This is a genomic window from Nocardioides xinjiangensis (assembly GCF_017916455.1).
GTDB lineage: Bacteria > Actinomycetota > Actinomycetes > Propionibacteriales > Nocardioidaceae > Nocardioides > Nocardioides xinjiangensis.
This window is the reverse complement of sequence record NZ_JAFMSY010000002.1, coordinates 28,037-50,165: the sequence shown is the minus strand read 5'-3', so window position 1 is coordinate 50,165 and position 22,129 is coordinate 28,037. Positions and strand designations below refer to the sequence as shown.

At 70.2% G+C, this 22,129-nt stretch carries 20 protein-coding genes and 1 tRNA gene; 10 read left to right on the top strand and 11 right to left on the bottom strand.

Annotation, left to right across the window (positions count from 1 at the left end):
- Positions 1 to 140: 140 nt before the first annotated feature.
- Positions 141 to 1,694: a M20/M25/M40 family metallo-hydrolase gene (locus tag J3P38_RS11220; protein WP_246856045.1), complete on the bottom strand. Its 1,554-nt coding sequence runs from the start codon at positions 1,692 to 1,694 to the stop codon at positions 141 to 143.
- A gap of 279 nt (positions 1,695 to 1,973) precedes the next feature.
- Between J3P38_RS11220 and J3P38_RS11215 the strand changes: the two genes are divergently transcribed.
- A complete protein-coding gene (locus J3P38_RS11215) occupies positions 1,974 to 2,198 on the top strand; it encodes a hypothetical protein (protein WP_210503717.1) in 225 nt (74 codons plus the stop codon).
- 93 nt (positions 2,199 to 2,291) lie between these two features.
- On the opposite strand, the gene J3P38_RS11210 is transcribed toward J3P38_RS11215, so the two are convergent.
- Positions 2,292 to 2,684, bottom strand: a complete 393-nt coding sequence (locus tag J3P38_RS11210; protein WP_210440883.1) for a DUF1622 domain-containing protein — start codon at positions 2,682 to 2,684, stop codon at positions 2,292 to 2,294.
- Positions 2,685 to 3,375: 691 nt separating this feature from the next.
- On the opposite strand from J3P38_RS11210, the gene J3P38_RS11205 reads away from it, so the two are divergent.
- Positions 3,376 to 4,677: an FAD-dependent oxidoreductase gene (locus J3P38_RS11205; RefSeq protein WP_210503716.1), complete on the top strand. Its 1,302-nt coding sequence runs from the start codon at positions 3,376 to 3,378 to the stop codon at positions 4,675 to 4,677.
- Positions 4,678 to 4,685: 8 nt separating this feature from the next.
- Positions 4,686 to 5,261, top strand: a complete 576-nt coding sequence (locus J3P38_RS11200; protein ID WP_210503715.1) for an RNA polymerase sigma factor — start codon at positions 4,686 to 4,688, stop codon at positions 5,259 to 5,261.
- 16 nt (positions 5,262 to 5,277) lie between these two features.
- On the opposite strand, the gene J3P38_RS11195 is transcribed toward J3P38_RS11200, so the two are convergent.
- Both J3P38_RS11195 and J3P38_RS11190 read right to left on the bottom strand, forming a co-directional pair.
- Positions 5,278 to 6,225 carry a sulfotransferase gene (locus J3P38_RS11195; protein ID WP_210503714.1) on the bottom strand — a complete coding sequence of 316 codons (948 nt, stop codon included), beginning with the start codon at positions 6,223 to 6,225 and terminating at the stop codon, positions 5,278 to 5,280.
- Positions 6,226 to 6,333: 108 nt separating this feature from the next.
- Positions 6,334 to 7,104, bottom strand: a complete 771-nt coding sequence (locus J3P38_RS11190; protein ID WP_210503713.1) for a sulfotransferase family protein — start codon at positions 7,102 to 7,104, stop codon at positions 6,334 to 6,336.
- 191 nt (positions 7,105 to 7,295) lie between these two features.
- Between J3P38_RS11190 and J3P38_RS11185 the strand changes: the two genes are divergently transcribed.
- Genes J3P38_RS11185 through J3P38_RS11175 form a run of 3 tightly spaced genes read left to right on the top strand, consistent with a single transcriptional unit; the run spans position 7,296 to position 10,350 of the window.
- Positions 7,296 to 8,159 (top strand): sulfotransferase, encoded by an 864-nt coding sequence (locus J3P38_RS11185; protein ID WP_210440878.1) that lies wholly within the window; start codon positions 7,296 to 7,298, stop codon positions 8,157 to 8,159.
- Positions 8,156 to 9,046: a sulfotransferase family protein gene (locus tag J3P38_RS11180; protein ID WP_210440877.1), complete on the top strand. Its 891-nt coding sequence runs from the start codon at positions 8,156 to 8,158 to the stop codon at positions 9,044 to 9,046. The genes J3P38_RS11185 and J3P38_RS11180 overlap by 4 nt, the downstream gene beginning before the upstream one ends.
- Positions 9,046 to 10,350 carry a carboxylate--amine ligase gene (locus J3P38_RS11175; protein ID WP_210503712.1) on the top strand — a complete coding sequence of 435 codons (1,305 nt, stop codon included), beginning with the start codon at positions 9,046 to 9,048 and terminating at the stop codon, positions 10,348 to 10,350. Before J3P38_RS11180 ends, J3P38_RS11175 begins: the two co-directional genes overlap by 1 nt.
- On the opposite strand, the gene J3P38_RS11170 is transcribed toward J3P38_RS11175, so the two are convergent.
- From J3P38_RS11170 to J3P38_RS11160, 3 genes are read right to left on the bottom strand one after another with little or no spacing between them, the layout of a single operon-like run.
- Positions 10,332 to 11,546 (bottom strand): glycosyltransferase family 4 protein, encoded by a 1,215-nt coding sequence (locus J3P38_RS11170; protein ID WP_210503711.1) that lies wholly within the window; start codon positions 11,544 to 11,546, stop codon positions 10,332 to 10,334. The two genes, J3P38_RS11175 and J3P38_RS11170, sit on opposite strands and share 19 nt — an antisense overlap.
- Entirely contained in the window at positions 11,528 to 12,454 is a 927-nt protein-coding gene (locus tag J3P38_RS11165; protein ID WP_210503710.1) for a polysaccharide deacetylase family protein, read from the bottom strand. Before J3P38_RS11165 ends, J3P38_RS11170 begins: the two co-directional genes overlap by 19 nt.
- The gene (locus J3P38_RS11160; protein WP_210440873.1) at positions 12,451 to 13,971 is read right to left on the bottom strand and encodes a flippase; all 1,521 of its coding nucleotides are present in this window, start codon (positions 13,969 to 13,971) and stop codon (positions 12,451 to 12,453) included. Before J3P38_RS11160 ends, J3P38_RS11165 begins: the two co-directional genes overlap by 4 nt.
- A 159-nt stretch (positions 13,972 to 14,130) precedes the next feature.
- Here J3P38_RS11160 and J3P38_RS11155 point away from each other — a divergent pair, with 159 nt between their 5' ends.
- Complete coding sequence (locus J3P38_RS11155; protein ID WP_210440872.1) at positions 14,131 to 14,763, top strand: hypothetical protein; 633 nt, start codon at positions 14,131 to 14,133, stop codon at positions 14,761 to 14,763.
- A 32-nt stretch (positions 14,764 to 14,795) separates the two neighbouring features.
- Here the strand turns inward: J3P38_RS11155 and J3P38_RS11150 are convergent, their stop codons facing one another.
- Genes J3P38_RS11150 through J3P38_RS11140 form a run of 3 tightly spaced genes read right to left on the bottom strand, consistent with a single transcriptional unit; the run spans position 14,796 to position 18,742 of the window.
- A complete protein-coding gene (locus J3P38_RS11150) occupies positions 14,796 to 15,884 on the bottom strand; it encodes a glycoside hydrolase 5 family protein (protein WP_210440871.1) in 1,089 nt (362 codons plus the stop codon).
- Positions 15,885 to 15,941: 57 nt separating this feature from the next.
- On the bottom strand, positions 15,942 to 17,366 hold the full coding sequence (locus J3P38_RS18395; protein WP_210440870.1) for an O-antigen ligase family protein: 1,425 nt from the start codon (positions 17,364 to 17,366) through the stop codon (positions 15,942 to 15,944).
- On the bottom strand, positions 17,363 to 18,742 hold the full coding sequence (locus J3P38_RS11140; RefSeq protein ID WP_210440869.1) for a YveK family protein: 1,380 nt from the start codon (positions 18,740 to 18,742) through the stop codon (positions 17,363 to 17,365). Before J3P38_RS11140 ends, J3P38_RS18395 begins: the two co-directional genes overlap by 4 nt.
- A 121-nt stretch (positions 18,743 to 18,863) precedes the next feature.
- On the opposite strand from J3P38_RS11140, the gene J3P38_RS11135 reads away from it, so the two are divergent.
- Both J3P38_RS11135 and J3P38_RS11130 read left to right on the top strand, forming a co-directional pair.
- Positions 18,864 to 20,138 (top strand): glycosyltransferase family 4 protein, encoded by a 1,275-nt coding sequence (locus J3P38_RS11135; RefSeq protein WP_210503709.1) that lies wholly within the window; start codon positions 18,864 to 18,866, stop codon positions 20,136 to 20,138.
- 1 nt (position 20,139) lies between these two features.
- Entirely contained in the window at positions 20,140 to 21,033 is an 894-nt protein-coding gene (locus tag J3P38_RS11130) for a sulfotransferase family protein (RefSeq protein ID WP_210440867.1), read from the top strand.
- Between the two features lie 125 nt (positions 21,034 to 21,158).
- Here the strand turns inward: J3P38_RS11130 and J3P38_RS11125 are convergent.
- A tRNA-Pro gene (locus tag J3P38_RS11125) sits at positions 21,159 to 21,232 on the bottom strand.
- A 219-nt stretch (positions 21,233 to 21,451) separates the two neighbouring features.
- Between J3P38_RS11125 and J3P38_RS11120 the strand changes: the two genes are divergently transcribed.
- Entirely contained in the window at positions 21,452 to 22,114 is a 663-nt protein-coding gene (locus J3P38_RS11120; protein WP_210503708.1) for a M23 family metallopeptidase, read from the top strand.
- The last annotated feature ends 15 nt before the right edge of the window (positions 22,115 to 22,129 follow it).

Here is a 22,129-nt window from a genome sequence, read left to right as displayed (position 1 = left end):
CTAGGGCCAGGTGCACGCCGGAGCGAGGGGTCGCGGGTCCGCCCGCTGCGAGGGCGGTGACGCGAGGATCGGCCGGGGTGGGCGACGTGGTCGCCCTCCCCGGCCGAACGGTGCTGCTGCGTGCTGGACCTTCGCTGCGCTCAGCTGGCCACGTGGTCGTGGTCGTGGTCGTGCTCGTCGTCGCCGCCGAGAGGCCCGGCGAAGGTGTGCTCCGGGCCGGCAGGGGCCGGGATGGTGAACGTGCCCGGCACCTTTCGTCCCTCGACGCCGTTCACGCCCTCGGTCGAGTACGCGTAGGTGAGCACGGCGAACGCGACGGCGTCGGAGTTGACGTCCAGCGCCTCCTGGTTGACGTTGTCGATGGTGTCGCAGGCCAGGTGGTAGCACTGGTCGAAGGACTCGCCGGCGACACCGCCCCAGATCGCCTGCTGCTGCGGGGTCTTGACGACCTCCGCTCCCGTGAAGAGACCACCGGACGGGATGCCGTTGTTGATGAAGGCCTGGTAGTCGCTCCGGCCGCTGAACGCCGAGTCGTCGTACGGCTCGCTGCGCAGGGTGTAGAAGGACTCGAAGGTGCGCTCGATGTGCTCCGACCCTTCCGGCACGGGCACGGGCGCCACGAAGCTCGACTCGTTGGCGTCGTAGATGCCGAAGTAGTAGTTCGGCGAGCCGATCATGTCGAAGTTGAGGTAGAGCGCGATCTCGTCCTTCTCGGCCTGGGTGCGCTGCGCGACCCAGGCGGTGGACCCGAGCAGGCCGATCTCCTCGGCACCCCACCATGCGAACCGCACGGTGTTGTGGGGCTTGGAGTTGCCCATCGCCTCCACCAGGTCGAGCAGCCCGGACGAGCCGCTGCCGTTGTCGTTGATGCCGGGGCCCGCAGGCACCGAGTCGAGGTGGGCTCCGGCCATGACGACGTTGTCGTCGACCTCGCCCTCCAGCTCGCCGATGACGTTGTAGTCGGTCACCGGGCGGAACTCGACCGCGACCCGTGCCGTGGAACCGGCCTGGGCGAGGGACTGGCCGGCGGCGAAGGTCGTGCCGACCACTGGGATGTCGACGACGTCGCTGCCGCCCAACGTGGGGTTGAACAGGCCGAACCGGTCGCCGGCGCCGATGGTGTCGCCCTGGTTGAAGATGATCGCCCCGGCCGCGCCCGCGGCTTCGGCGTTGATCGCCTTGACGGAGAAGTTGCATCCGCCCCGCTGCAGGAGCGCGATGGAGCCGGCCGGGAAGCCGGCGAAGTCCGTCGCCTGGCAGCCGCTGGTGTTCAACCGGTCGCCGGTCAGCTTGACGTCGACCGGCACCACGGCAGCGGTGACGTCGCCCTCGCCCGTGCCGGTGGCACCGGTGTGGGGGTGCGCCACCGAGGTCGGCGAGATCTGCTGGAGGACCGTGTCGGTGGCGTTGTAGGTGAACGGCACGACCTCGGCCGACCAACCCGACTTCTCGAGCACCCCGACGACGTAGTCGACGCTGGCCTGGTAGCCGGGCGTGTCGGTGGCGCGGGTACCGCCGTTGGCGTCGGCGATGGCCTGGAAGGCCTCGAGGTGCTTGGTCACCCCCTCGGCCGAGATGCATCCGAGAAGCTTCGAGTACGTGTTGTTGTTGCGGCTGTCGCACGCCTTGTCGTTGGGTGCTGCGGCCGAGGACGAGGCCGTGAGCGGCACCACCGCACCTGCAGATGCCATCATCAGGGCGGCTGTCGCAACGCCCAGAGATCGTCCAGAACGCTTGCTGACCATGACCATCGAGGACTCCTTTGTCGCTCGTTCGTGGGTCCGCGGGCGCCCGGGTTGTCACCCGCAGACGTCCAACGTGTCATGTCGGTCCTCCGATGACTAGGGGTGCTGGCTCGAACGAGTTCAGCCGGGTCGTACCGGTCTAGATGGCGGTGCTGACCGACGTGCGCCGTGCCTCTCGTGGCGCAGATCGATGGCGGGTGGCCGTCGCGCGCGTCTACTGTGCGAGGTATGGAGGGGCTTGTGCTTCGGGTCCGGCTCGTCAGCGGTGACAGCATGGATGTCTCGTACGACGACCCTGGTGCGGGGAGCGAGGAGGAGCTCATCGACCACGTCGTCAGCACGCTCTCGAACGAGTCAGGCGTGCTCCGCTGCCGTCACGGCGATCGGCTCGTGGTGCTGTTCGCACGGAGTGTCTCCACCGTGGAGGTCGCGCCCCGCGGCGCGGTCCTCTAGGGGCTGAGCGGCCCCGGCAACCGCTTCCGGGCGGGTCCTCCGGCGCCCACGGTATCCCGTCTCGGAGGAGCGGCGGTCCGACCGGGTGGCCGGTCAAGCCGGGGTGTCGCGCTGGTGCGCCGGGGTGCCCGTCCCGCCCGAACCTCGACGCCACGGCAACGTGCCCTCGAGCTCGACCTCGAGGGAGAAGCTGAGGAACGTCCTCACCAGCACGATGAGTCCCAGTGCCAACGCGCTCTCCAAGGTGGGATCGACCGTGATGGTCAGGACGATGTCCGCGATGATGAGCAGCTCGAGCCCGAGCAGGATTGCGCGGCCCACGCTCCGTCGTGCCGTCTCATAGGCATCGCGAAGACCGGTCCGCCGCGCGACCATCACCGCGTGCGCGAAGGCGCCGAGGGCGCCGAGCACCAGGACCGTGACGCCACCGATCTCGAAGCCGTGCACCACCAGTTCCATGAGCTCGTCGAAAGTGACATCGATCATGGCTCCAGCCTTGCACCTGTTCGCGTCGCGGCCCCCACCACGGCTTGTTCCCCCGGCATGCAGAGATGGGTACGCCGCGGCACGGGGAGCTGCTCGGTGCGAGCTGCCCACCCCCGCGCTGACCACGCGAACGAGGTAGCCGCGACGCTGGAGCCCGGCAGCTGGGACTCGGTGCAGGCACTCGCGCTCGCGTCCATCGCCCGGAGCCTGGCGGCGATGGCGTCCGACCAGGACAGCGAGATGCCGTCGCGCACCCTGAGGATGTCGTCCACCGGGAGGTTGGTGCGGCGTCTCGCCTGTCGGTCCAGGTCGTCGACGTGGCGTGCATGAGGATGGGTGGTACTCCCACAGGGACGCGCGCCGTCAGGGCGCAGCCAGAGTTCCCGCAGGAGCTCGGCAGCGTCCCGCGGCGTCCGCGCCCGCCCGCGGCGCCCGCGGACCTTCCCGCTGGTCCGTCCGCGTTCGACACTCCGTGGAAGCTGGCCGACGCCCCAGCGCGACTCCCGAGTATTGGGGATCTCGCCGACGGACCCGGTCCTGGCCGTTGCGAGTCTGAGACGTTGCCTGAGTGCGTGAGGGCAGCCTCCTCACGGACACCCACTTCGTCCACATCCGGGGGGCGACGAATGCATCGTGATCCAACCCGCTCAAGCGAGGCGCGGACGACGACGGGCGCGAGGAGCTCGCTCCCATGACCTCTGACTCGGCCGACGTCGTCATCATCGGCGCAGGGCCGTACGGCCTGTCCGTCGCCTCCCACCTCGCCGACCGCGGCATCGGCTACCGGCTCTTCGGTACTCCCATGCACACGTGGCGCCACCACATGCCCGAGGGGATGTGGCTGCGCTCGGAGGGATTCGCGTCCAACCTCTCGGACCCCCATGACGCGTTTTCGCTGGCTCGCTTCTGCGGTGACCACGGGTACGACGTCGGCGGGTGGGGTGTGCCGGTCCCCCTGGAGGTGTACTGCGAGTACGGCGAGTGGTTCGTCGAGCAGACGAAGGTGTGCGTCGAGGACACGCATGTCCTCCAGCTGTCGCGCGCGGGACGTGGCTTCGTGCTGGATCTTGCCGACGGCGACAGCGTGGCTGCCCGTCAGGTGGTGGTCGCAGTCGGGCTGACACACTTCCGGCACGTGCCCGCGGCGCTCACCGGGCTGCCGTCCGAGCTCTGTGCGCACTCGTCCTCGGTGCGGGGCGGGATCGGGACGTCCGGCGTCGCCGGTGAGCAGCTTCAACCTTCGACGTTCGCCGGACGCGAGGTCGTCGTGATCGGCGCCGGCCAGTCCGCGCTCGAGAACGCGGCGCTGATGCACGAGCACGGCGCCCACGTGCGCATTGTGGCGCGAGGCGGCTCGGTGACGTGGAATCCCCTGCCTCATCCACTCGACCGGCCGACCTGGCAGCAGCTACGCCGGCCCGTGGGCGGACTGTGTACCGGGATGCGTTGCTGGATGGCCGAGCACGGTCCGCTCGCGTTCCACGCGCTCCCCAACCGCACGCGCCTGCACCTCGCCACGTCGTCCTTCGGCCCTTCGGGCGCGTGGTGGCTGCGTGACCGAATAGAAGGAAAGGTGCAGATCCTCTACGGGCACGAGACGCGATCGGCCCGCGTCGAGGGCTCACAGGTCTCGCTGGAGCTCGCTGTCGACGGCGAGCGTCGGGAGATCCGGGCCGACCAGGTGATCTCGGCGACCGGCTACCGCGTCGACCTCGATCGGATCCCGTTCCTCGACGCGGATCTCCGCGCGTCGCTCCGGAGCGAGGGGGCATTCCCTGCGCTCACTCGCCACTTCGAGGCCTCGGTGCCGAACCTCTACTTCGTCGGCGCCGCGGCGGCTGCCAGCTTCGGGCCAGTGGCGCGGTTCGTGCTCGGTGCGCGGTTCACGGCTCGCACCGTGACGCGACAGCTCGCGGCGCGCTCCCGGCGCACACACGCGACACCGGCCGCACGCCCGCCGACGACCCGCAGTGACTCTTTGCGCACCAGCTAGGAGGAACCATGACAACTTCGCGGAGGCTCGCGCACCACCCCGAGCACTCCGAGGTGGCGGACCTGGTGGTCCGGGCATCGGAGGGTGACCGAGCCGCGTGGGAGCAGCTCGTCGAACGCTACGTCGGTTTGGTGTGGCGAGTGACTCGTGGCTTCAACCTCGCCGAGAGCGACCGTGCGGACGTCACCCAGACCACCTGGTTGCGACTCTACGAGCACATCGACCGCCTCGACGATCCAAGCCGCGTGGGCGCCTGGCTGACTACCACTGCGCGGAGGGAGTGCCTCCGCCAGGTCGCCTTCCGCAAGAAGGTCGTCCTGACCCATGGCGGGGACGTCTTCGAGGCGAAGGAGGCTCCTCAGCCGGCGGTGGACGAGCAGCTCCTCGCGGGCGAGCGCGTCCGCGACGTCCGAGCGGCCATCGGACAGCTGCCCGCGCACTGGCAGGACCTGATGTACCTGTTGATGGCAGACCCGCCCCTGCCGTACTCGGAGATCGCCGAGAGGCTGTGCCTGCCCATCGGCAGCATAGGACCGACACGTGGTCGCTGCCTCGATCGGCTGCGAGTGCTGCTCGACGCCTGACGCGGCTCGGGAGCGATCACACCGTGTGCGGGCGTCCCCCCGGGAGCGGGTAGCGGTGCCGCAACAACAGCGGCCAGGTCAACGCCGTGACCGTGGCACGGTCCGACAGCCGCATCGCGGTGCGCCACTCGTCGTCCGGACGTAGCGACACGTCGCCGACCGTGAACCGTCCGGGGTTGCCGGACACCGAGTGGGTGGCGGCCAGGCGAACCGTACGCTCGTCGGTGAACGGCAGGGCCGCGTGCACGCCCGTCGTTGCGACCAGGCGGGCGATCTCGTCACCGGGACGAGCCATGAAGTCCTCGTAGCGCACCCGCGTGAACGAGGCTGCGTGGGCTGGCAGCAACAGGCCGCAGAGCGTGTGGTTCTTCGTCCACCGGCGGGCCGCCACGTACGGACGCTCGCGGCGCATCAGTCTGGCGTCACCGAAGTCGGGAAGCGTACGAACGCGGGTGCTCGAGAAGGCGGTCGCCCGTGGATCGCGGAGCAGGTGCACCGCGTGCAGCTCGACGCCCGGCAGCGTCGCTAGGAGCGCCCCGTAGACGGGAGACTTGGACGAGTCCACGATCACGCGGCAACCGGTGACGTCGCGGATCGCGCCGTACAACGCGGCGAGCGCGCCACGGTACGCGTCGCCCTCGGGCGACGGGTTCCTGCGCGCGTCCCGCAGCGCCCGTACCCACCTGGTCCGCAGGTACAGGTGCGTGAGCGCGTCGAGCTGCTCCGCTTCGTGACGCTCGAGACGCCGTCCGAAGGCGCTCTCGAGGATGCTGCTCCACACCGGGCAGGAGACGACCGGCTCGCCGCAGCCGCACCGCCGCGCCTCCATGATGCCGCGACGCCAGATGTTCCAGAGCTCACCGACAGCGAAGTAGCCGTCGACCTGACCCAGGATGTTGGCGACGATGGTGCTGCCGGTGCGACCGGAGCCGGCGAGGTAGAGCACCCGCACGTCGTCGTTCATCGTGACCTCCTCGGCCGGCATGGGGCACATGCCGGGTCGACACTCATTCCCACGAGCCGGCGCTCGACGTTTGTAGCGAGCCGCCGGGCGAGCCGCAGATTCGAACCATCACCGGTATCCCAGCTCCCGCAACGTCCGGCGGGCGGTCAGCGTCGTGATCGCTCGTAGCACCGGGTCGAGGTCGCGGCCCGCAGCTGCGACCCTCGCGCGATAGACCGCGCCGCCGTTCGAGGACGCGGCTCGCCGGCTGGCGGACCGCTCGTAGTAGCACGCCTGTACGTCGTGCTCCTGCTCGTCGTGGCGTAGGACAGCGTCGTCCCACGGCTCTCCGAGGAACTCCAGGAGCCGGCCGACGGTGGCCCTCGTGTCGAGTACCAAGTCCTCGTAGCGCAGCTCGTGGTACCTGTCCGGTGACAGCTGGCGTCCGGCTTCGCGTGCCATCCGGATGTAGTACGGCCACTTCGCGGTCGCCTTGATCCCGGAGAGGTAGCCCCAGCTGGTCCGGTGCGAGGCCACCACGTCGCGGCCGTCCCTGATGAGGTGGACGATCTGGCAGTCCGGGTACATCTCTGCGATCAGCGGAACGGACAGCGCGTACCGCGGGGTCTTGTCAGCCCACCGGGTCTTGCCGCGGCGTGCCGCGTAGTCGGACTGGAAGCGGTCGAACATCGCGGCGACCAGCTGCAGCCAGTACTCCCGGGAGAACCCGTAGTGCTCGAAGTGCTGCCAGTGCCGCTCCCCGGTGATGCGGTCGGCGAACTCGGTCAGGAACCGGGTCTCGGGTCCGCAGCTGATGTGAGGGTGTGAGTCGAGGATGAGTCGGAGCAGAGTCGTGCCCGACCGGTGACAACCGACGATGAAGATTGGTGCGCTGCTCATGTCGCCCATGCCCGATACGAGCACGGTCGAGGCTCGGAGATACCGGTATCAGAACCAGGGTGTGCTCGGTCTGTTGGGTGACGGCGCGACGCGGAGGAGGAACGATGCCGAGTTCGGTTGGCGAGCCGTCGGCTGTGGCGTACCTCGCGCTGCGGCTACGGAGGCGACTGTCCTGGGCACGGACCCAGGGAGTGGGCGCGCTGGTCGAGGAAGAGCGATTGCACCCCGTCGACCGTGCACGCGTCGCCCACGCCAAGCACCGGTGGCGTCGCCGGCACGGCGTTGCGCCGGGTTCCGCCACCCCCGTCTACGTGGTCGGTCTGCAGCGATCCGGCACCAACATGGTGCTTCGGGGTCTCGACCGCGCACCTGAGATCGAGGTGCACAACGAGAGCGACCGGCGGGTGTTCCGCCGCTACCAGCTGCGGTCCGACCAGGCGGTGATCGAGACGATCCGACGCAGCCGTCACCCCTACGTGCTCTTCAAGCCGCTGTGTGACTCGCACCGCACCGCGGAACTGTTGGGGCTTTCCGGGGTCCGCGCCGGCAAGGCGATCTGGATATTCCGCGACGTCGACGACCGAACGCGTTCGAGCATCGCCAAGTTCGGCGACTCTGGTCTGGAAGCGGTCCGACAGATCATCGCCGGCGACGGCGAGGAGATCTGGCAGGGTCGACGGCTCGGACCCGAGACGCTGACCCGCTTGCGCGAGTTCCGAGCCGAGACGTTGACACGCGAGACCGCGGCAGCGCTCCTCTGGTACGCGCGCAACTCGCTCTACTTCGACCTCGGTCTGGACCGGCGCCGCGATGTCTTCCTGCTCGGCTACGACCACCTCGTGGATGAGCCGGATCGCGTGGGCCGGGAGCTCTGTGCGTTTCTCGGCCTGCCCTGGCGGGACGAGCTGTTCTCCCACGTCGAGCGTCGCCACCCGGTGCACCGGCCCGCGCACATCGACCCGGCGGCCAGGGCAATGTGCGTCGCCATGCGAGCCCGGCTCGACCAAGCGGCTCTGGCGCCGGCGTGGCGAGATCCCGAGGAGGCGGACCTGTGACGACGACACCGAGCTATGTGTTCCTGCTGAGCAACGGCCGATCGGGGTCCAGCCTGGTGCAGGAGCTGCTGGCGCGCCACCCGGACGTCGGATTCATCTCCAACATCGAGGATCGCTTCCCACAGCTGCCGGCGCGTGTCGGTCGCCACAACAACGAGCTCTACCGGCGCGTCCCACAAGCACTCACCCAGAAGGGCCGGATCCGCTATGCGCCGTCGGAAGGTTACCGGCTCCTGCAGCGGCGGGTCTCACCCGCGCTGGTGAGCTCGTGTCGCGACCTCCTAGCCGGCGATGCCGAGCCCTGGCTCGCCGGGCGCTTCCGCGACCTGTTCACCGCTCGGCGGGAGGCACAGCGCAAGCCCTTGTTCATCCACAAGTTCACCGGATGGCCCCGCAGCGGGTTCATCAGCGCAGCCCTTCCGGGCGCGCGCTTCATCCACATCGTCCGCGATCCTCGCGCCGTCGCCGCATCGGGCCTCAAGACCTCGTGGTGGAGTGGTTGGCAGGGGCCGGCGGGGCTCAACTTCGGTGCCCTCGCTCCGTCGTACACCGCCGTGTGGGAAGAGTCGGGCCGGTCCTTCCCCGTGCTGGCGGCGCTGAGCTGGAAGACGGTCATGGACGCTTTCGAGGCGGCGCGTGGCCTCGTTCCCGCCGACCGATGGCTGGACGTGCGGTTCGAGGACCTGCTCGCCGATCCCGGGACACAGTTCAAGAAGATGACGGAGTTCGCCGGACTCCCCGAGCACCCCCGGTTCCGCGCGGCCCTCGCTGCCACGACGTTCGAACCCGGTCGGGTGGAGGCGTTCAGGCGGGATCTCGACCCGGCCTCGGTGGCGGCCATGGAGTCGTGCTTGTCGCGGGAGCTGGACTACTGGGGATACCGCTAGTGTCCGCCTTCCTGGTGCCGGCTCGGTCGGGGAGGGCAGCCCGCGGCCCGGTGCCGGACGTCGACACCGCGACGCCGGCGGTCGTGCTCAAGCTCGGCGACAACCCGTTCGACCATGGGGGCCTCGGCGCCGCACGAAGCCTCGGCCGGCTCGGCGTGCCGGTGTACGCGGTGGACCGGAGCGCCGGCACACCGCCCCTCGCGTCCCGGTACGTACGTGGCCGCTGGGTGTGGCAGCCCAACGTGGACGACACGGACCAGGTGCGCGAGGGACTGATGCGGCTGGCGGAGCGGATCGGGCGGCCTTCCGTACTCGTCCCCACTGACGACCTGAGCGCGGTCTTCCTCGCGGAGGAGGGTGCAGGACTGCGCCCCTACTTCCTCTTCCCTGACCAGCCGCCGGATCTGCCGCGGCGAGTCATCGACAAGTACACGCTCTTCTCGCTCTGCCGGGACCTGGACGTGCCCTGTGTCGCGACGGAGCTGGTCCGGTCGGTCGAGGAGGCTGAGGAGTTCGCCGCTCGGGTGGGGTTCCCACTCCTCGTCAAGGTGCGTGTGCCCTGGCATAGCCCGGACCGCGGACCGGTCCGGCGGACGACGATCGTCTGCTCGGGACCCGAGCTCGCCGCGGTCTTCACCCACGTGAGCGCCGAGGACGGCATGCTGGTGCAGGAGCACATCCCGGGCGGCGCTGGTCACGACTGGTTCTTCCACGGCTACTGCGACGGCGCCTCGCGGTGTCGGCCTGCCTTCACCGGCGTCAAGGAACGGTCCTACCCTGCCCATGCCGGCCCCACGGCCTTGGGCCGTGCCGCGACGAACCCCGAGCTCGTGGCCGAGGTCCGGGACCTGCTGGCGCGCCTGTCCTACCGCGGAATCCTCGACATCGACATCCGCCTGGACCCTCGTGACAACCGCTACAAGCTGTTGGACTTCAACCCGCGTCTGGGAGCGCAGTCCCGAGTGTTCCGTGACTCCGCGGGCGTGGACGTCGCGGTCGCTGCGCACCTGGACCTGACCGGTCGGCCGGTGCCCCCCGTTGATCAGATCGACGGCCGGGTGTTCCTCGTGGAGAACTACGACGTGCCCGCCTCGTTCGACTACTGGCGCCGCGGCGAGCTGGATCCCCGTCGGTGGCTGAGCTCCGTGCGAGACGTCGACGAGCTGGCCTGGTTCGCCTGGGACGACCTACGTCCGTTCGGGCTGATGTGCCGGCGCGTCGGCGGCCGTGCCGGGCGGCGGATGCTTGCCAGGTACGGCCGCGCGCGTCAGCCGTTCGCCCCGCATCAGCTGACCGCGGAGTAGATGTCCTCCAGACGGCGCAGATGCTCATCCGGTGCGTGCTCGCTCTCGACGTACGCGCGCGCCCGCCGTCCCATCGCGAAGGCCATGTCTGGATCGCTGAGCAGCGCCTCCAGGGCGTCGGCGAACGCGTCCGGTCGGTTGGGGACGACTGTGCCGCGCTCGCCGTCCCCGACGAGCTCCGGCAGGCCGCCGAGAGCGGTCGCGACCACCGGTACGCCGCACGCGAATGCTTCGAGCACCGCGATGGGCTGGTTCTCGTGGCAACGCGAAGGCAGTACCGCGACTGCGCTCCGGATCAGGAGGTCGAGCACGGCCGGCTTCGGCAGATGGCCGTGGAACCGCACCCGGCCCGGCGCAACCGCGTCGGCTTGTCGCTGCAACGCCGCCAGCGTGGGCCCCGTGCCCAACACGTGCAGGACGGTCCCGGGCAGTCGACCGACCGCGTCGAGGAGCGTGTCGACCCCCTTCTCGTGGCTCAGCCGGCCGACGTAGATGAGGTCGCGTCCCGGCTGGTCCGCTGGTTTCACGCTGGCTGAGTCGATGAAGTTGCCGACGACGGACAACCGATCGGGGAAGACGCCGGCGCGGGTCATCACATCCGCGCAGAACCGGCTCGGGCAGATGAAGGCCGGTATCGACGCGTAGGCGCCGGTCGCCCGGTGCGTGACCGACTCGACCGCCAGCAGCGTGCTTGCCGCGAGGGATCCGTCCTTGCACCGGCGCCTCACCGGGCTGAGCAACGATCCACCGACGCAGGCGTCGCAGACGTGCCCGTGGTCGAGCAGCAGGTACGACGGGCAGGCGAGCTTGTAGTCGTGCAGCGTCATCACGGCCGGAACACCGGCCTCGGCGATCGGGCCGAGAACCGACGGCGAGAGCTGGTGGTAGATGTTGTGGAGGTGCACGATGTCCGGGGAGAACTCACGGATCACGCGACGCATGCCGCTCCGGCTCGCCGACGAGTACAGCATCCGCCCCGCGACCCTCGTGCGTGCCGCGATGCCTCGTGGCGGCGGTTCGAGGTCGATCTGGGACGGGAAGTGAGCCGCGTACGGCAACGACGGGTTCTGCGGATGCGCCATGCCGAAGAACGTCACTTCGTGTCCGGCGCGTTCTTGCATCTCGGCCAGGTCGAACAGGTAGGCCTCGGCGCCGCCCCGGCGGTACAGGAACTTGTTCACGTGGAGGATGCGCATCTCGACTCCCACCACTGCTTGCCGAGCAGCCCGAACGCCGCTGGCCCCCGCTGCGGCTCCACGACGTACCTCCGCAGCTCGAACGTCGGCGTCTCCGGTGCGTTCCGCCCTCCGTGCGTCGTCCACGCGCCCTCGAAGCCCGCGTCGCGCGCGGCGGCGATCGTGTCGTCGTCGTAGTCGGCGCCCTTGCCGTTGGGGTAGGCGAGATGGCGTACCGGCACCTGCAGGTTGTCCTCGAGGTCGCGACGGGACCGGACGAGGTCGGCGCGCTGGGCTGCCCCGTCCTCCCTGGACAGGATGTCGTGCGCCGAGCTGTGCGAGCCGATCTCGAAGCCCATCCGCGCGAGCTCTGCTGCGCCGGTCCAGTCGAGGAACATGTCGTGTCCAGGAGGTGAGCCCGCGGGACGGCACCTCTCCCGGAGCTCCTCGATCGCCGCACTGCGCGCTGCAGAGCTGCGCTTCTTGAGCAGCTCCGCGACAGTGCCGGACGCGCGCCTGCGCTCCGCCTCCGTCCTCAGGGGCAGCACTGCGCCCTCGAACTCGAACGAGGTCGCACGAGCGCAGCGGCACACCCACGCGACGACCTCCCACCAGGACGACGTGGTGCCGTCCAGCAGGCCCGGTACGAGGAAGAAGGTCGCAGGCAGCCCGAGCTGCCGCAGCATCGGGACTGCGACGTCCAAGCTGTCCCGGTACCCGTCGTCGAAGGTGAGCGCGACAGCGCGCCGAGGCAGCGGTCTACCGGCAGCGAGAGCGTGCGCAGCTCGCTCCAGCGGCACGACGTTGGCCGCCCGACGACAGAAGGCCAGCTGGCGGGCGAGCCCCTGCGCCCCTGCACCGGGTGACGCGGGGAAGCACCACGTCGGGTGCACGTTGTGCCAGGTCAGGACGAGCAGGCGGCTGCTCATGCCTGTCCCCTGGGCCTCAGCACGGCCAGCGTCCTGTTCGTCAGCATCCGGACGACCAGCCGGTCCTCGGTGCGGCGGTGCAGGACGGCAATGGCGAGCGCGTACGTCGCACCGAGCGTCGCGGCACCGATCACGAGTCGGGCGGCACCGGAGAACGGATGTGTCGCGACCAACGCGGTACTGCCGGCGACAGCAGTGGCCAGCACGGTCCGCAGCTGCGCCGGCGCGAACGGGCCCATCCGCATGAGCAGCCACACCTGCACGAGTCGCGCGGCGTTGCCCACCGTCAAGGAGACCGCCCACGCGACTGCCGCGCCGAGGATCCCGTAGAGCGGGATGAGGACGAGGTTGAGCGCGACGTTGAGCGCGAGGGTCACGCTGTTGTCGACGAGGTTCCACGCCGGTCGGCCCGACATCGTGAGCATCATCCCGCCCGGGCCGGTGGCCACGTGGACGATCTGTCCGACGACGAGGACCATCGTCACGGTGACCGCCGTGGTGGAGGAGAACCCCGGACCGAACAACGACAGCAGCTCGGCGGGGAACGCGAGCAGCAAGGCGAACGCCGGCAGCGAGAGCACCAGGTTCCAGCCCGTCACCACGTAGTAGGCGTGCCGGAGCTCCGCGTCGAGGCCGCGCTCGTACAGGTCGGTGATGCGAGGGCTGAACGCCTGCGTGACGGCCGGCATCGCGAAGGTCGCGAGCACGACGATCTTGGTGGCGACGGTGTAGACCCCCACGTCGGCGCTGCTGCTCAGCGCACCGAGGATGAGCGTGTCCGCCCACACCAGGCCGGTGGTGGCGAGCCAGGCGGTGCCGCTCACGGCCGAGAAGGCGATGAGGGCACGCGGCTCGTAACGTGGCACCCCGGTCAGGGGTCGCAGGTGACGGCGTAGCGCCCGGAGCGCGAGGAGTGCCGCCACGGTGCTGCTCGCGACGAGCGCCACCATCGCGCCGTTCAACCCGACGCCGACCAGTACCAGGCCCGTCGTCAGGCCCAGCCGCAGGACCGGCTCGAGCACCAGCTTGATCGCCGCCCGCGCGCGCATCCGGCGGAACCCGACGGTGATCACGAGCGCAGCCTCGGTCAGCGCAGCCGCGGGCAGTGCCACCGCCACGAGGCGCAGCGGCGTGACGAGACCGGCGTCGTGGAAGACATGGTGGGCCACGACGTCGGCGAAGGCGAACAGCGGTGCGGCGAGCAGCACGGAGCACACCAGGGTCCCACCCACCGCCAACCGCGCCGTGCCGCGCACCGCCCCGTCGTCGCTGTTGGTCAGGTGCATGGCCACGAACCGGCTGGCTCCGGCGCTGAAGGGCAGCCCGGCCACCGCGACGAGCACCGTGAGGAGCGCGTACGCCTGGGCGTACCTGCCGAGCGAGGCAGCACCCAGCTGCCACGACAGGACCGCGATGATCGCGACGAGCACCACCTTGGTGCAGATGGCGCCGGCGAGGTTCAGGCTCGCTCCCCTGGCCATGGGCATGATCTGCCCTCCGAGCGCGACGCGGTCCATGCAACGAGAGAGCGCCGCGCGCCGTACGCTGATACTGGGAGACTGTGAACCCGTCGCAGTATCACCGGGCCGGTCCTGCGCCTCTCTCCCTGTATGCGGACCTCATCTACCTTCAGCAGGCAGGCCGCCCGGACGCGGCGGCGTAATCGACGGCGAGTGGTGGGGGCAGCCAGCCTCTGCCTGTTCCTGGCGGGAGCGCTGGCAACGGCGCCGGCGGCCCAGGCGGCCACGTTGGCCTTCAGCGACGACTTCCAGGACGGCAACGCGAACGGCTGGACCGCACGGACCGGCCCCTGGCAGGTGTGCCAGCCGCCCGGGCAGGACCTCGCCTTCTGCGTGAGCGACAGCGCCGCGTATCCGAAGACCTTCGCGAACCCCGCAGGTGCCGGGAACTGGGCTGACTACAGCGTCGAGGCCACCGTCGAGGTCACGGGCATCGATGGTGGCATCGCGATCATCGGCCGTGCCGTGGACAACAACCACTTCTACATGCTCCAGCTCAAGCAGTACCGGAGGACCCACGGGTGGTTCATCCACCGCAGGGATGGCGCCGGCGGCGGTTGGGTCGACCTCGCGTTCGGCCAGTACCCGTGGGTGGCGAACCAGCAGTATCGGCTGAGGCTCGACATGCAGGGCAGCCTGCTCACAGCAGCCATCTCCACCGACGGCGGCGCGACCTACACGACGCTCGGCAGCGTCCACGACTCGACGTACACCCACGGTCGAATCGGAGTGCGGGCCTGGGACACCACCGCCTACGTCGACGACGTGAAGGTGTACACCACGCCCTAGGCCCGCGTCCCGGGCCTCCTACGCGCCCGCGCTCACGGTGGCTCGGGGCAGTTCGCCTTGAGCTGGAGGTCGAACTCTGCCGCGGCCGCCGGGTCGTCGCCGAACTCGTCGTGCTCGACGAAGCACGCGCCCATGTCGACTGCACGCCGCACGGCGTCGTGGACCACGAACCCGCGCGCTCGGAGTTTGAGCCCGCCCTCGGTCTGAAAGCCCTTCGGCGGAGGCAGCGAGGCCATCCAGCACCACATCGGGCTGGTCCCGGCGAGCGGTCCACCGTCCGAACAGCCTTCGTCGCCGCCCAGGCCGTTGTTCTGGAGCACGAGCTTGGCGCCGTAGCGCGATCGCAGCTGCTCGAGCAGAGCACGCTGCTTCGCCCACGACGGTTGCATCCCCGATGGAGCGCCGTCCGGACCGACCACCAGTTGCCACACCCCATGCGTGGCAAGGGAGATCCTGGTCGAGGTGAACGCCGCGTCCATGATCTCCACGCTCCGCTCCAAGCACGCCTGATCGCTCTCCGGGTTGAGCCCTGCGTCCCAGAGTGCCTTGTTGGCGGCCGGGTTGTGGCCGCTCCTGATGAACGGCTCGGCCCATGTCGTCGTGCAGGCCGAGTTGACGACGTCCAGGATCCGGGGATCGTCGTCGTACCGGCGGGCCACCTCCGCCATCAGTCGCTCGTACGCCGCCAGGAACTCGTCGGTCCAGAAGCGGGGGACGCACGCGGCGATCTGGCTGCTGGGCGCCTCGATTTCGACGCAGCCGCCGCCGAGCTCCGTGGCCCACTCCGGCGCCATCCGGCCCGCGAGGATGCGCAGCCGGAACGCATGGTCGGGCCGCTCGCGCAGTGCGGCATCGACGCGGTCCCATCCGGGCCCGGAGAACTCCCCCGGCAGGGGCTCGAAGTCGGCCCAGGCGCCGCCGACCACTGAGTGATCGATCGCGTCGAAGCCCGGTTGCGGCTCCCCGGTGAAGTAGAGCCCGGCTCCCATCGGCTTCAGCGTCCCGTCCGAGCGGGTGGGCGCGCCCGCGGGTTCCCGGGCCGCGGTGCAGCCGGAGATCAACGCCAGCCAGAGCACGACCGCGAGCGCTTCCAGCAGGCCTCGACGGGCGGCTGCCGACATCGCCTCATGGGCCGGTCCGTACGCCGACTCGCGCTCGCTCCTCGTCCTTCCCCGCACCTAGACCTCCCGTGCGGTCGCCTCGTGCTCCGGCGTCGGTGCGCTGGGCCCTCGGCGGAGCACCGCACTCGCCGCGGCGGCGAACGTGACGAAGTACCACAGCTGGGCGACACCGTTGATCTTGTTGGAGGCCACGCTGGTGAGGGCCAGGGCCACCGCACAGCCGAGGTAGCCGACCGCGATCGCACGGTCCAACGTGCCTGGCGGCGCCTTCCGCACGGCGCCCAACCCGAGGCGGATCAGCAGGACGATGACGGCGAGGTACACCAGCAGACCGAGCACTCCGGTCTCGACGTAGGCGCGCAGGTAGTCGTTGTGCGGCTGCTTGCCCTCCTGGGTGAGGTGCGACGTCATGCCGTACCCGACGCCGGTAGCCGGGTTCCTGTCCGCGAGATGGGCGATCTCCGACCAGTACGACAGTCGCCACGCCAGCGAGTTGCCGGCGTGGGCCGACCCCTGCGCGGCGTACGTCGACGAAGCCGCGACGGCGCCCAGCCGGTCGGACAGCGTGGGTACGATCATGACGGCGAGCCCGAGGACCGTCCCCACCCAGAGCAGCAGCCGTCTGCTCTGCCTGATCCCCACCACGATGAGCCCGAAGAGCACGCCCAGCAGCGCGGCGAGGGTGTAGGTGAGGACGAGGCAGACCGCGCACGCGGCGAGCAGCAGCGACAGCCCGGCTCGGATCCGGCCCGGTGTGTGCGAGAAGACGGCGACGCCCATGATGATCAGCAGCATCAGGTAGGCGCCGAACGCGTTCGACTGCGCGAACGTACCGACGAGTCTCGTGACGTCTCCCTTGACCTCGACGGGCGGGTTGCCGGTCACATGACCGGCGACCGTGTAGGCGATCGGGAAGATCGCTGAGCAGAAGACGACCACCAGAGCGCGACGCATCATCCTCGGATCGACCATGAGCTGCTCGAGCACGGCGAACATCAGCACGATGGCAAGCAGCCGCATGACGCTGGTCAGGCTCATCTGCGGATTCACGGCACCTGGGACGCTGACGAGGCTCACGCACACCAGCGCCACCAGCGCTGTACGCAGTCGCGAACCCGGCAACCCGCCCCGTTGCCTGTAGGCCACGACGAGCCACAGTGCGGCCGCGGCGATGAAGAAGACCCCCACGATCGTCGACGGGGTCAACAGCCGCGAGCCGGCGCCCGGCGAGAGTTGGAACGCGTCGATGCTGGCGCGGATCAGGAGCATCAGCAGCACGAACACCGCGAACCGGGCGAGCGCTATCGCGCCGATGATGATCCCCGCGCAGACGACGACGGGCACCAACGCGAGGAGCGTCGATCGACCTGCGATGCCAACAGCAGTGAGTGCCGCGGCGATGCCGCAACACACGGCTGCGGCCGTGGTGGCGACCGTCACCGAAACGCGACCCCCGCTCAGCGGCAGTGTCGTGTCGCTCACTTCGCTGCTCTCGGACGATCCGGCGGCATCGGCCTGCGAGCCGAGCTCACCCCGACCGTCTTGGGCGTGGGCCTGCGCTTCACGTCCTCACGCGGTGTCGGCGCGCCGGCCGCGGCGGTCGCGGGCGCCTTCGCCGGGAACTCGCGCTCCACGTCCTCCCGCGGCGCCGGCGCGCCAGCCGCGGCCGTCGCGGGCGCCTTCGCCGGAGACCCGCGCTTCACCTCCTCCCGCGGCGCCGGCTCACCAGCCGCGGCCGTCGCCGGCGCCTTCGCCGGAGACCCGCGCTTCACCTCCTCACGCGGCGCCGGCCTGCCGGCCGCCTCCGACGCGGGCGCACTGACACGAGACCTGCGCTTCACGTCCCCACGCGGCGTCCGCCCACCAGCCGCGGCCGCCGCCGGCGCCCCGACCGGGGACTCGTGGCGCAGCTGCAGGCGGTTGCGAGTTGTCGCGGCACGCCGCTGGGCGATCAGCTCGAGGAGGGCGACGAGCGCGATGGCCAGGAAGACGCCGACCGCGGCAGCGGGAAGCACGGTCATCACGATGAGACGACCAAGCGGGATCTTCTTGACAGCCGGCGCCTGCACCTGGTTCGGGTCGGCGGCTGCGAGCTGCGCCTGAGCCTGCGCCAGCACCTGCTGGCTCGTCGTGAGAGCGCCCATGGCGGCCTGCTGCTGGGCGAGCAGGTCCGCCTGCTCGGTGGTGAGGGGCGCCAGCTGGGCAGCCCTGCTCCTGAGCTTGGTGAGCTTCTGGGAGAGCACGTCCGCGCTTCCGGCCAGACCCTCGGCCGCGTATCGCGCCTCGTCGTTCTCGAGCGCCGTGATCTGCGCCGTCAGCGTCTCGTACTGCTCGGAGAGGGGCAGGTTGCCGTGCTTCCCGGCGAACGCGGCGAGGGCGGCGTTCGCGTCGTGCACCGAGTCCTTGGCCGCGTCGACGGCAGCTTGGGCGGATGGGACCTGGCTGCCGAACATGGCCGTCAGCGTCTGCCTCGCCACTGCGGCCGCAACCAGACCTGTCGTGGACGAGTCACTGTTGGTGTAGGTGAGCGCGACCACGGAGCTGGAGCCCACCTGCTCCATGCTCAGCCCGTCCTGTAGGTCCCCCACGCTCACGTCCGTCTCCTCCGCCACGGCGTCCTGCACCTCGGGTGAGGACGCCAGCGCGACGAAGTTGCCTGCGAACTGGCTTGCCCCCTGCGCTGGGTACGTGCCGTACTGGCTGCCCATCAACGACGGCGCCGACACGTGGACGGCGGCGACGGACGGCCGAGGGGTCACCAGGACGTAGGCGAGGGCGAGCTCTGACGCCAGGAGCGGAACTCCCGCCAGGACCCACAGATTGCGCCTCGCGATCCGCAGGTAGTCGACGATCTCCACAATTCTCCCTCTTCAAGGCTCGCACACGTGTCCCTCAAGGAGAAGAGGCCGCGAAACGGCGGTCAGATACGCCGTATCTGAGCGGAGTTCGGCCTGCTCCTATCCGGCGAGAGGAGGTCTGATGATTGTCAACCCGCGCAACGGCAGCTTCCCGGCTCTGCAGCGGCGTCGCCGGCCGACGAGTGACGGGGAACGTCCGCTGCGGATAGCGATGATCGGACAGAAGGGCCTCCCCGCGACGCATGGCGGCGTGGAGCGACATGTCGAGGAGATCGGTGCCCGCCTCGCCGACCTGGGTGACGACGTCACCGTCTACTGCCGCTCCAGCTACACGGGACGTTGGGGCGACGGGCATGGAGGCGGGGTCGACGGCGTTGCCACGGACGGGACCTACCGTGGCATGCACCTGCGTCCTGTGGCTGCGCTCGGGACCAAGCACCTGGACGCCATCACGCACAGCGCGGCATCGACTGCCGCGGCGATGCACATGCACGCCGACATCGTGCACTACCACGCTCTCGGGCCGGGCCTCCTCGCGCCGGCACCGCGGATGCTGTCTCGCGCGGGGGTCGTGCTGACGGTGCATGGGCTGGACAACGAACGGTCGAAGTGGAGCGGGGCGGCACGTGCTGCTCTGGGCGCCGCGCACTGGATGAGCGCACGCGTGCCGGACGTGACCGTCGCGGTGTCACACGCGCTCGTCGAGCACTACGCGCACGAGTTCGGCAGGGAGGCCGTGTACGTGCCGAACGGCGTCGTACCCCGGTCACCCTGCCCGTCGGGTGCTGCTCTGGCGCAGTACGGGCTCCGGCCCGGAGGATACCTGCTCTTCGTCGGACGGCTCGTGCCGGAGAAGGCCGCGGATCTCCTGATCCGCGCGTACCGACGTGTCCCGGGCGGCCTGCGGCTCGTGATCGCCGGAGGCTCCTCGTTCACCGACGACTACGTCGCCTCGCTCCACCGACTCGCCCGGCGGGACCAGCGGGTGGTGCTTTCCGGGTATGTCTACGGCGACCGGCTGGCGGAGCTGTACTCGAACGCCGCAGCCTTCGTCCTCCCCTCGAACCTCGAGGGCATGGCGCTCACCCTGCTCGAGGCGGTCTCCTATGGCCTGCCCGTCGTCGCCAGCGACATCGCGCCGAACCGGGAGATCGCCGGCGAGCAGGCGGGTTACCGGCTGTTCCGCACTGGGGACGAGGAGGCCTTGGCCGCAGCACTCCTGCGGGTGCTGGCGGGCGGCCAGGCGGAGCGTGCGGCCGCGGCGCGGCTTCGCGAACGCGTGCTCGCCGACTACTGCTGGGACACGGCCGCCCGACAGATGCGCGAGATCTACCTCGAGCTCGTCCGTGAGCCGGCGACCTCGCGCCGTGCTGTTCACCTGAGTGTGGGCGGATGACGTGGTCGAGACCCTCTTCATCGTGGGACCACCTCGGTCAGGCACGTCACTGCTCTACAAGGCACTGTGCCTCCACCCGGACGTGGCGTACCTGTCGAACTGGGTTCGTCGCTTCCCCGCCCTGCCTGCACTCGGTGTGCTCAACCGCATTCCGCCGATCCTGCCGACGATGCGCCGGGAGGCGTGGTTCGGGGACGGCACGAACGCCTACGTGTACGGCAGCCCGAGGTCGGCGGTGCGTCGCGCGTTTCCCGCGCCGGTGGAGGGAGAGCCAGTCTTCACCCGCTGCGGGATCGACGCTGTACCCGGCGGCTGTCTGCCAGGCAGTACCCCGGACCTGGACCGACTGCGGCGCACGTTCCACGTGGTCAGCACCGCAGCGGGTGGGCGGGTGCTCATCAGCAAGCGGATCGCGCACAACTTGCGCATCCCGCTGCTCGCCAGTGCCTTTGAGTCGGCCAAGTTCGTGTACCTGGTGCGCGACGGCAGGGCGGTTGCCCACTCCTTGTCACGTGTGGACTGGTGGCTCGACTCCGAGGTGTGGTGGCAACGGACGACGCCGCGAGCGTGGGCCGAGCACGGCGGGGATCCCTGGACGTTGTGCGCCCGGCACTGGGTGGAAGAGGTTCGCGCAGTAGAGGACGGTCTCTCCCATGTGCCGAGCGAGCAACGCATGGAACTGCGGTACGAGGACATGATGGCCGACCCGCTGGCCGTCCTCGGACGCGTTGCCGACTTCGGTGACCTGCCAGTCAGCTCGGTCTGGCGGGACGAGCTGGACAGGTTGCAGTTCCCGGACCGCAACAAGACCTGGCTCTCCGCGATGGACGACGGCGTGGTGTCGCGCGTCACCCAGCTGCAGCAGCCGCTTCTCGCCCGGTACGGATACGAGTAGGCAAGCGACCTCAGGCGCGAACGGCTCATCGTCCGCTCTGCTGCCACGAGCCCGCCGCGACGACACAAGGGCCGGGAACGAGAAGCCCCTGACCCGCCTTCCGCAGGTCAGGGGCGTTCTCTCGGTCGGGCTGACAGGATTTGAACCTGCGACCCCTTGACCCCCAGTCAAGTGCGCTACCAAGCTGCGCCACAGCCCGAGTGCCCCCGGCACGAGGCCCGCGGAGCGAGGGGAACACTACCGCAGGCCCGGCACGGGCACGGAATCGACCCGCCCGCGGACGCGATGCCGCCGGTCGGCGGGTCCCGACGGGCCGGTCGCGGTAGTCCGAGCGGGCCATTTGCAGCCGTTCGCCGCCGCCGCAACCGCCCACCGCCCCACGATGGGTCATCGACCTGTGGGGGTGGACGTGTCACCGATGCCGCACCGAGCGGGCCTGGTGGCGGCCGTCATCGCGGCTGCTGCCGGGCTCGGAGCGACCGCGCCGCGCGCCGACGCCGCGCCCGAGGTCGCCGTACGTGAGGACGCGCGGACCGCGGAGGCCGTCCGGCTCGCGCTGCAGCTGAGTGAGCGGCAGCGCACGCTCCTCGCGCTCAACCGCCGCGCCGACGCACACGACCGGGCGCTCGTCGGGCGGCAGGCCGTCCTCGCCACCTACGGCTACACCGGTGACCCCGACCGGGCGCGCACGGTGCTGCCCCTGGCGTCGTACCGGCTGTCGGCGGGCTTCGGCCTGACCGGCCCGCTGTGGGAGGCCGAGCACGGGGGCCAGGACTTCGGCGCGGCGGCGGGCGAGCCGATCGTCGCGGTGGCCGCCGGCGTGGTCACCGAGGTGGCCGACGCCGGGCCGTACGGGCTGCGGACGATCGTCACGCTCCCCGACGGCACCGAGATCTGGTACTGCCACCAGAGCGACGCCACCGTCACGACCGGCCAGTCCGTCGCGGTCGCCGACGTGATCGGCAGCGTCGGCTCGAGCGGCAACTCCACCGGGCCGCACCTGCACCTCGAGGTACGACCCGCGGGCGGCAGCCCCGTCGACCCGGCCGACTGGCTGCGGGCCGAGGGGCTCACGCCCTGACGCGGCGGGCCGCGA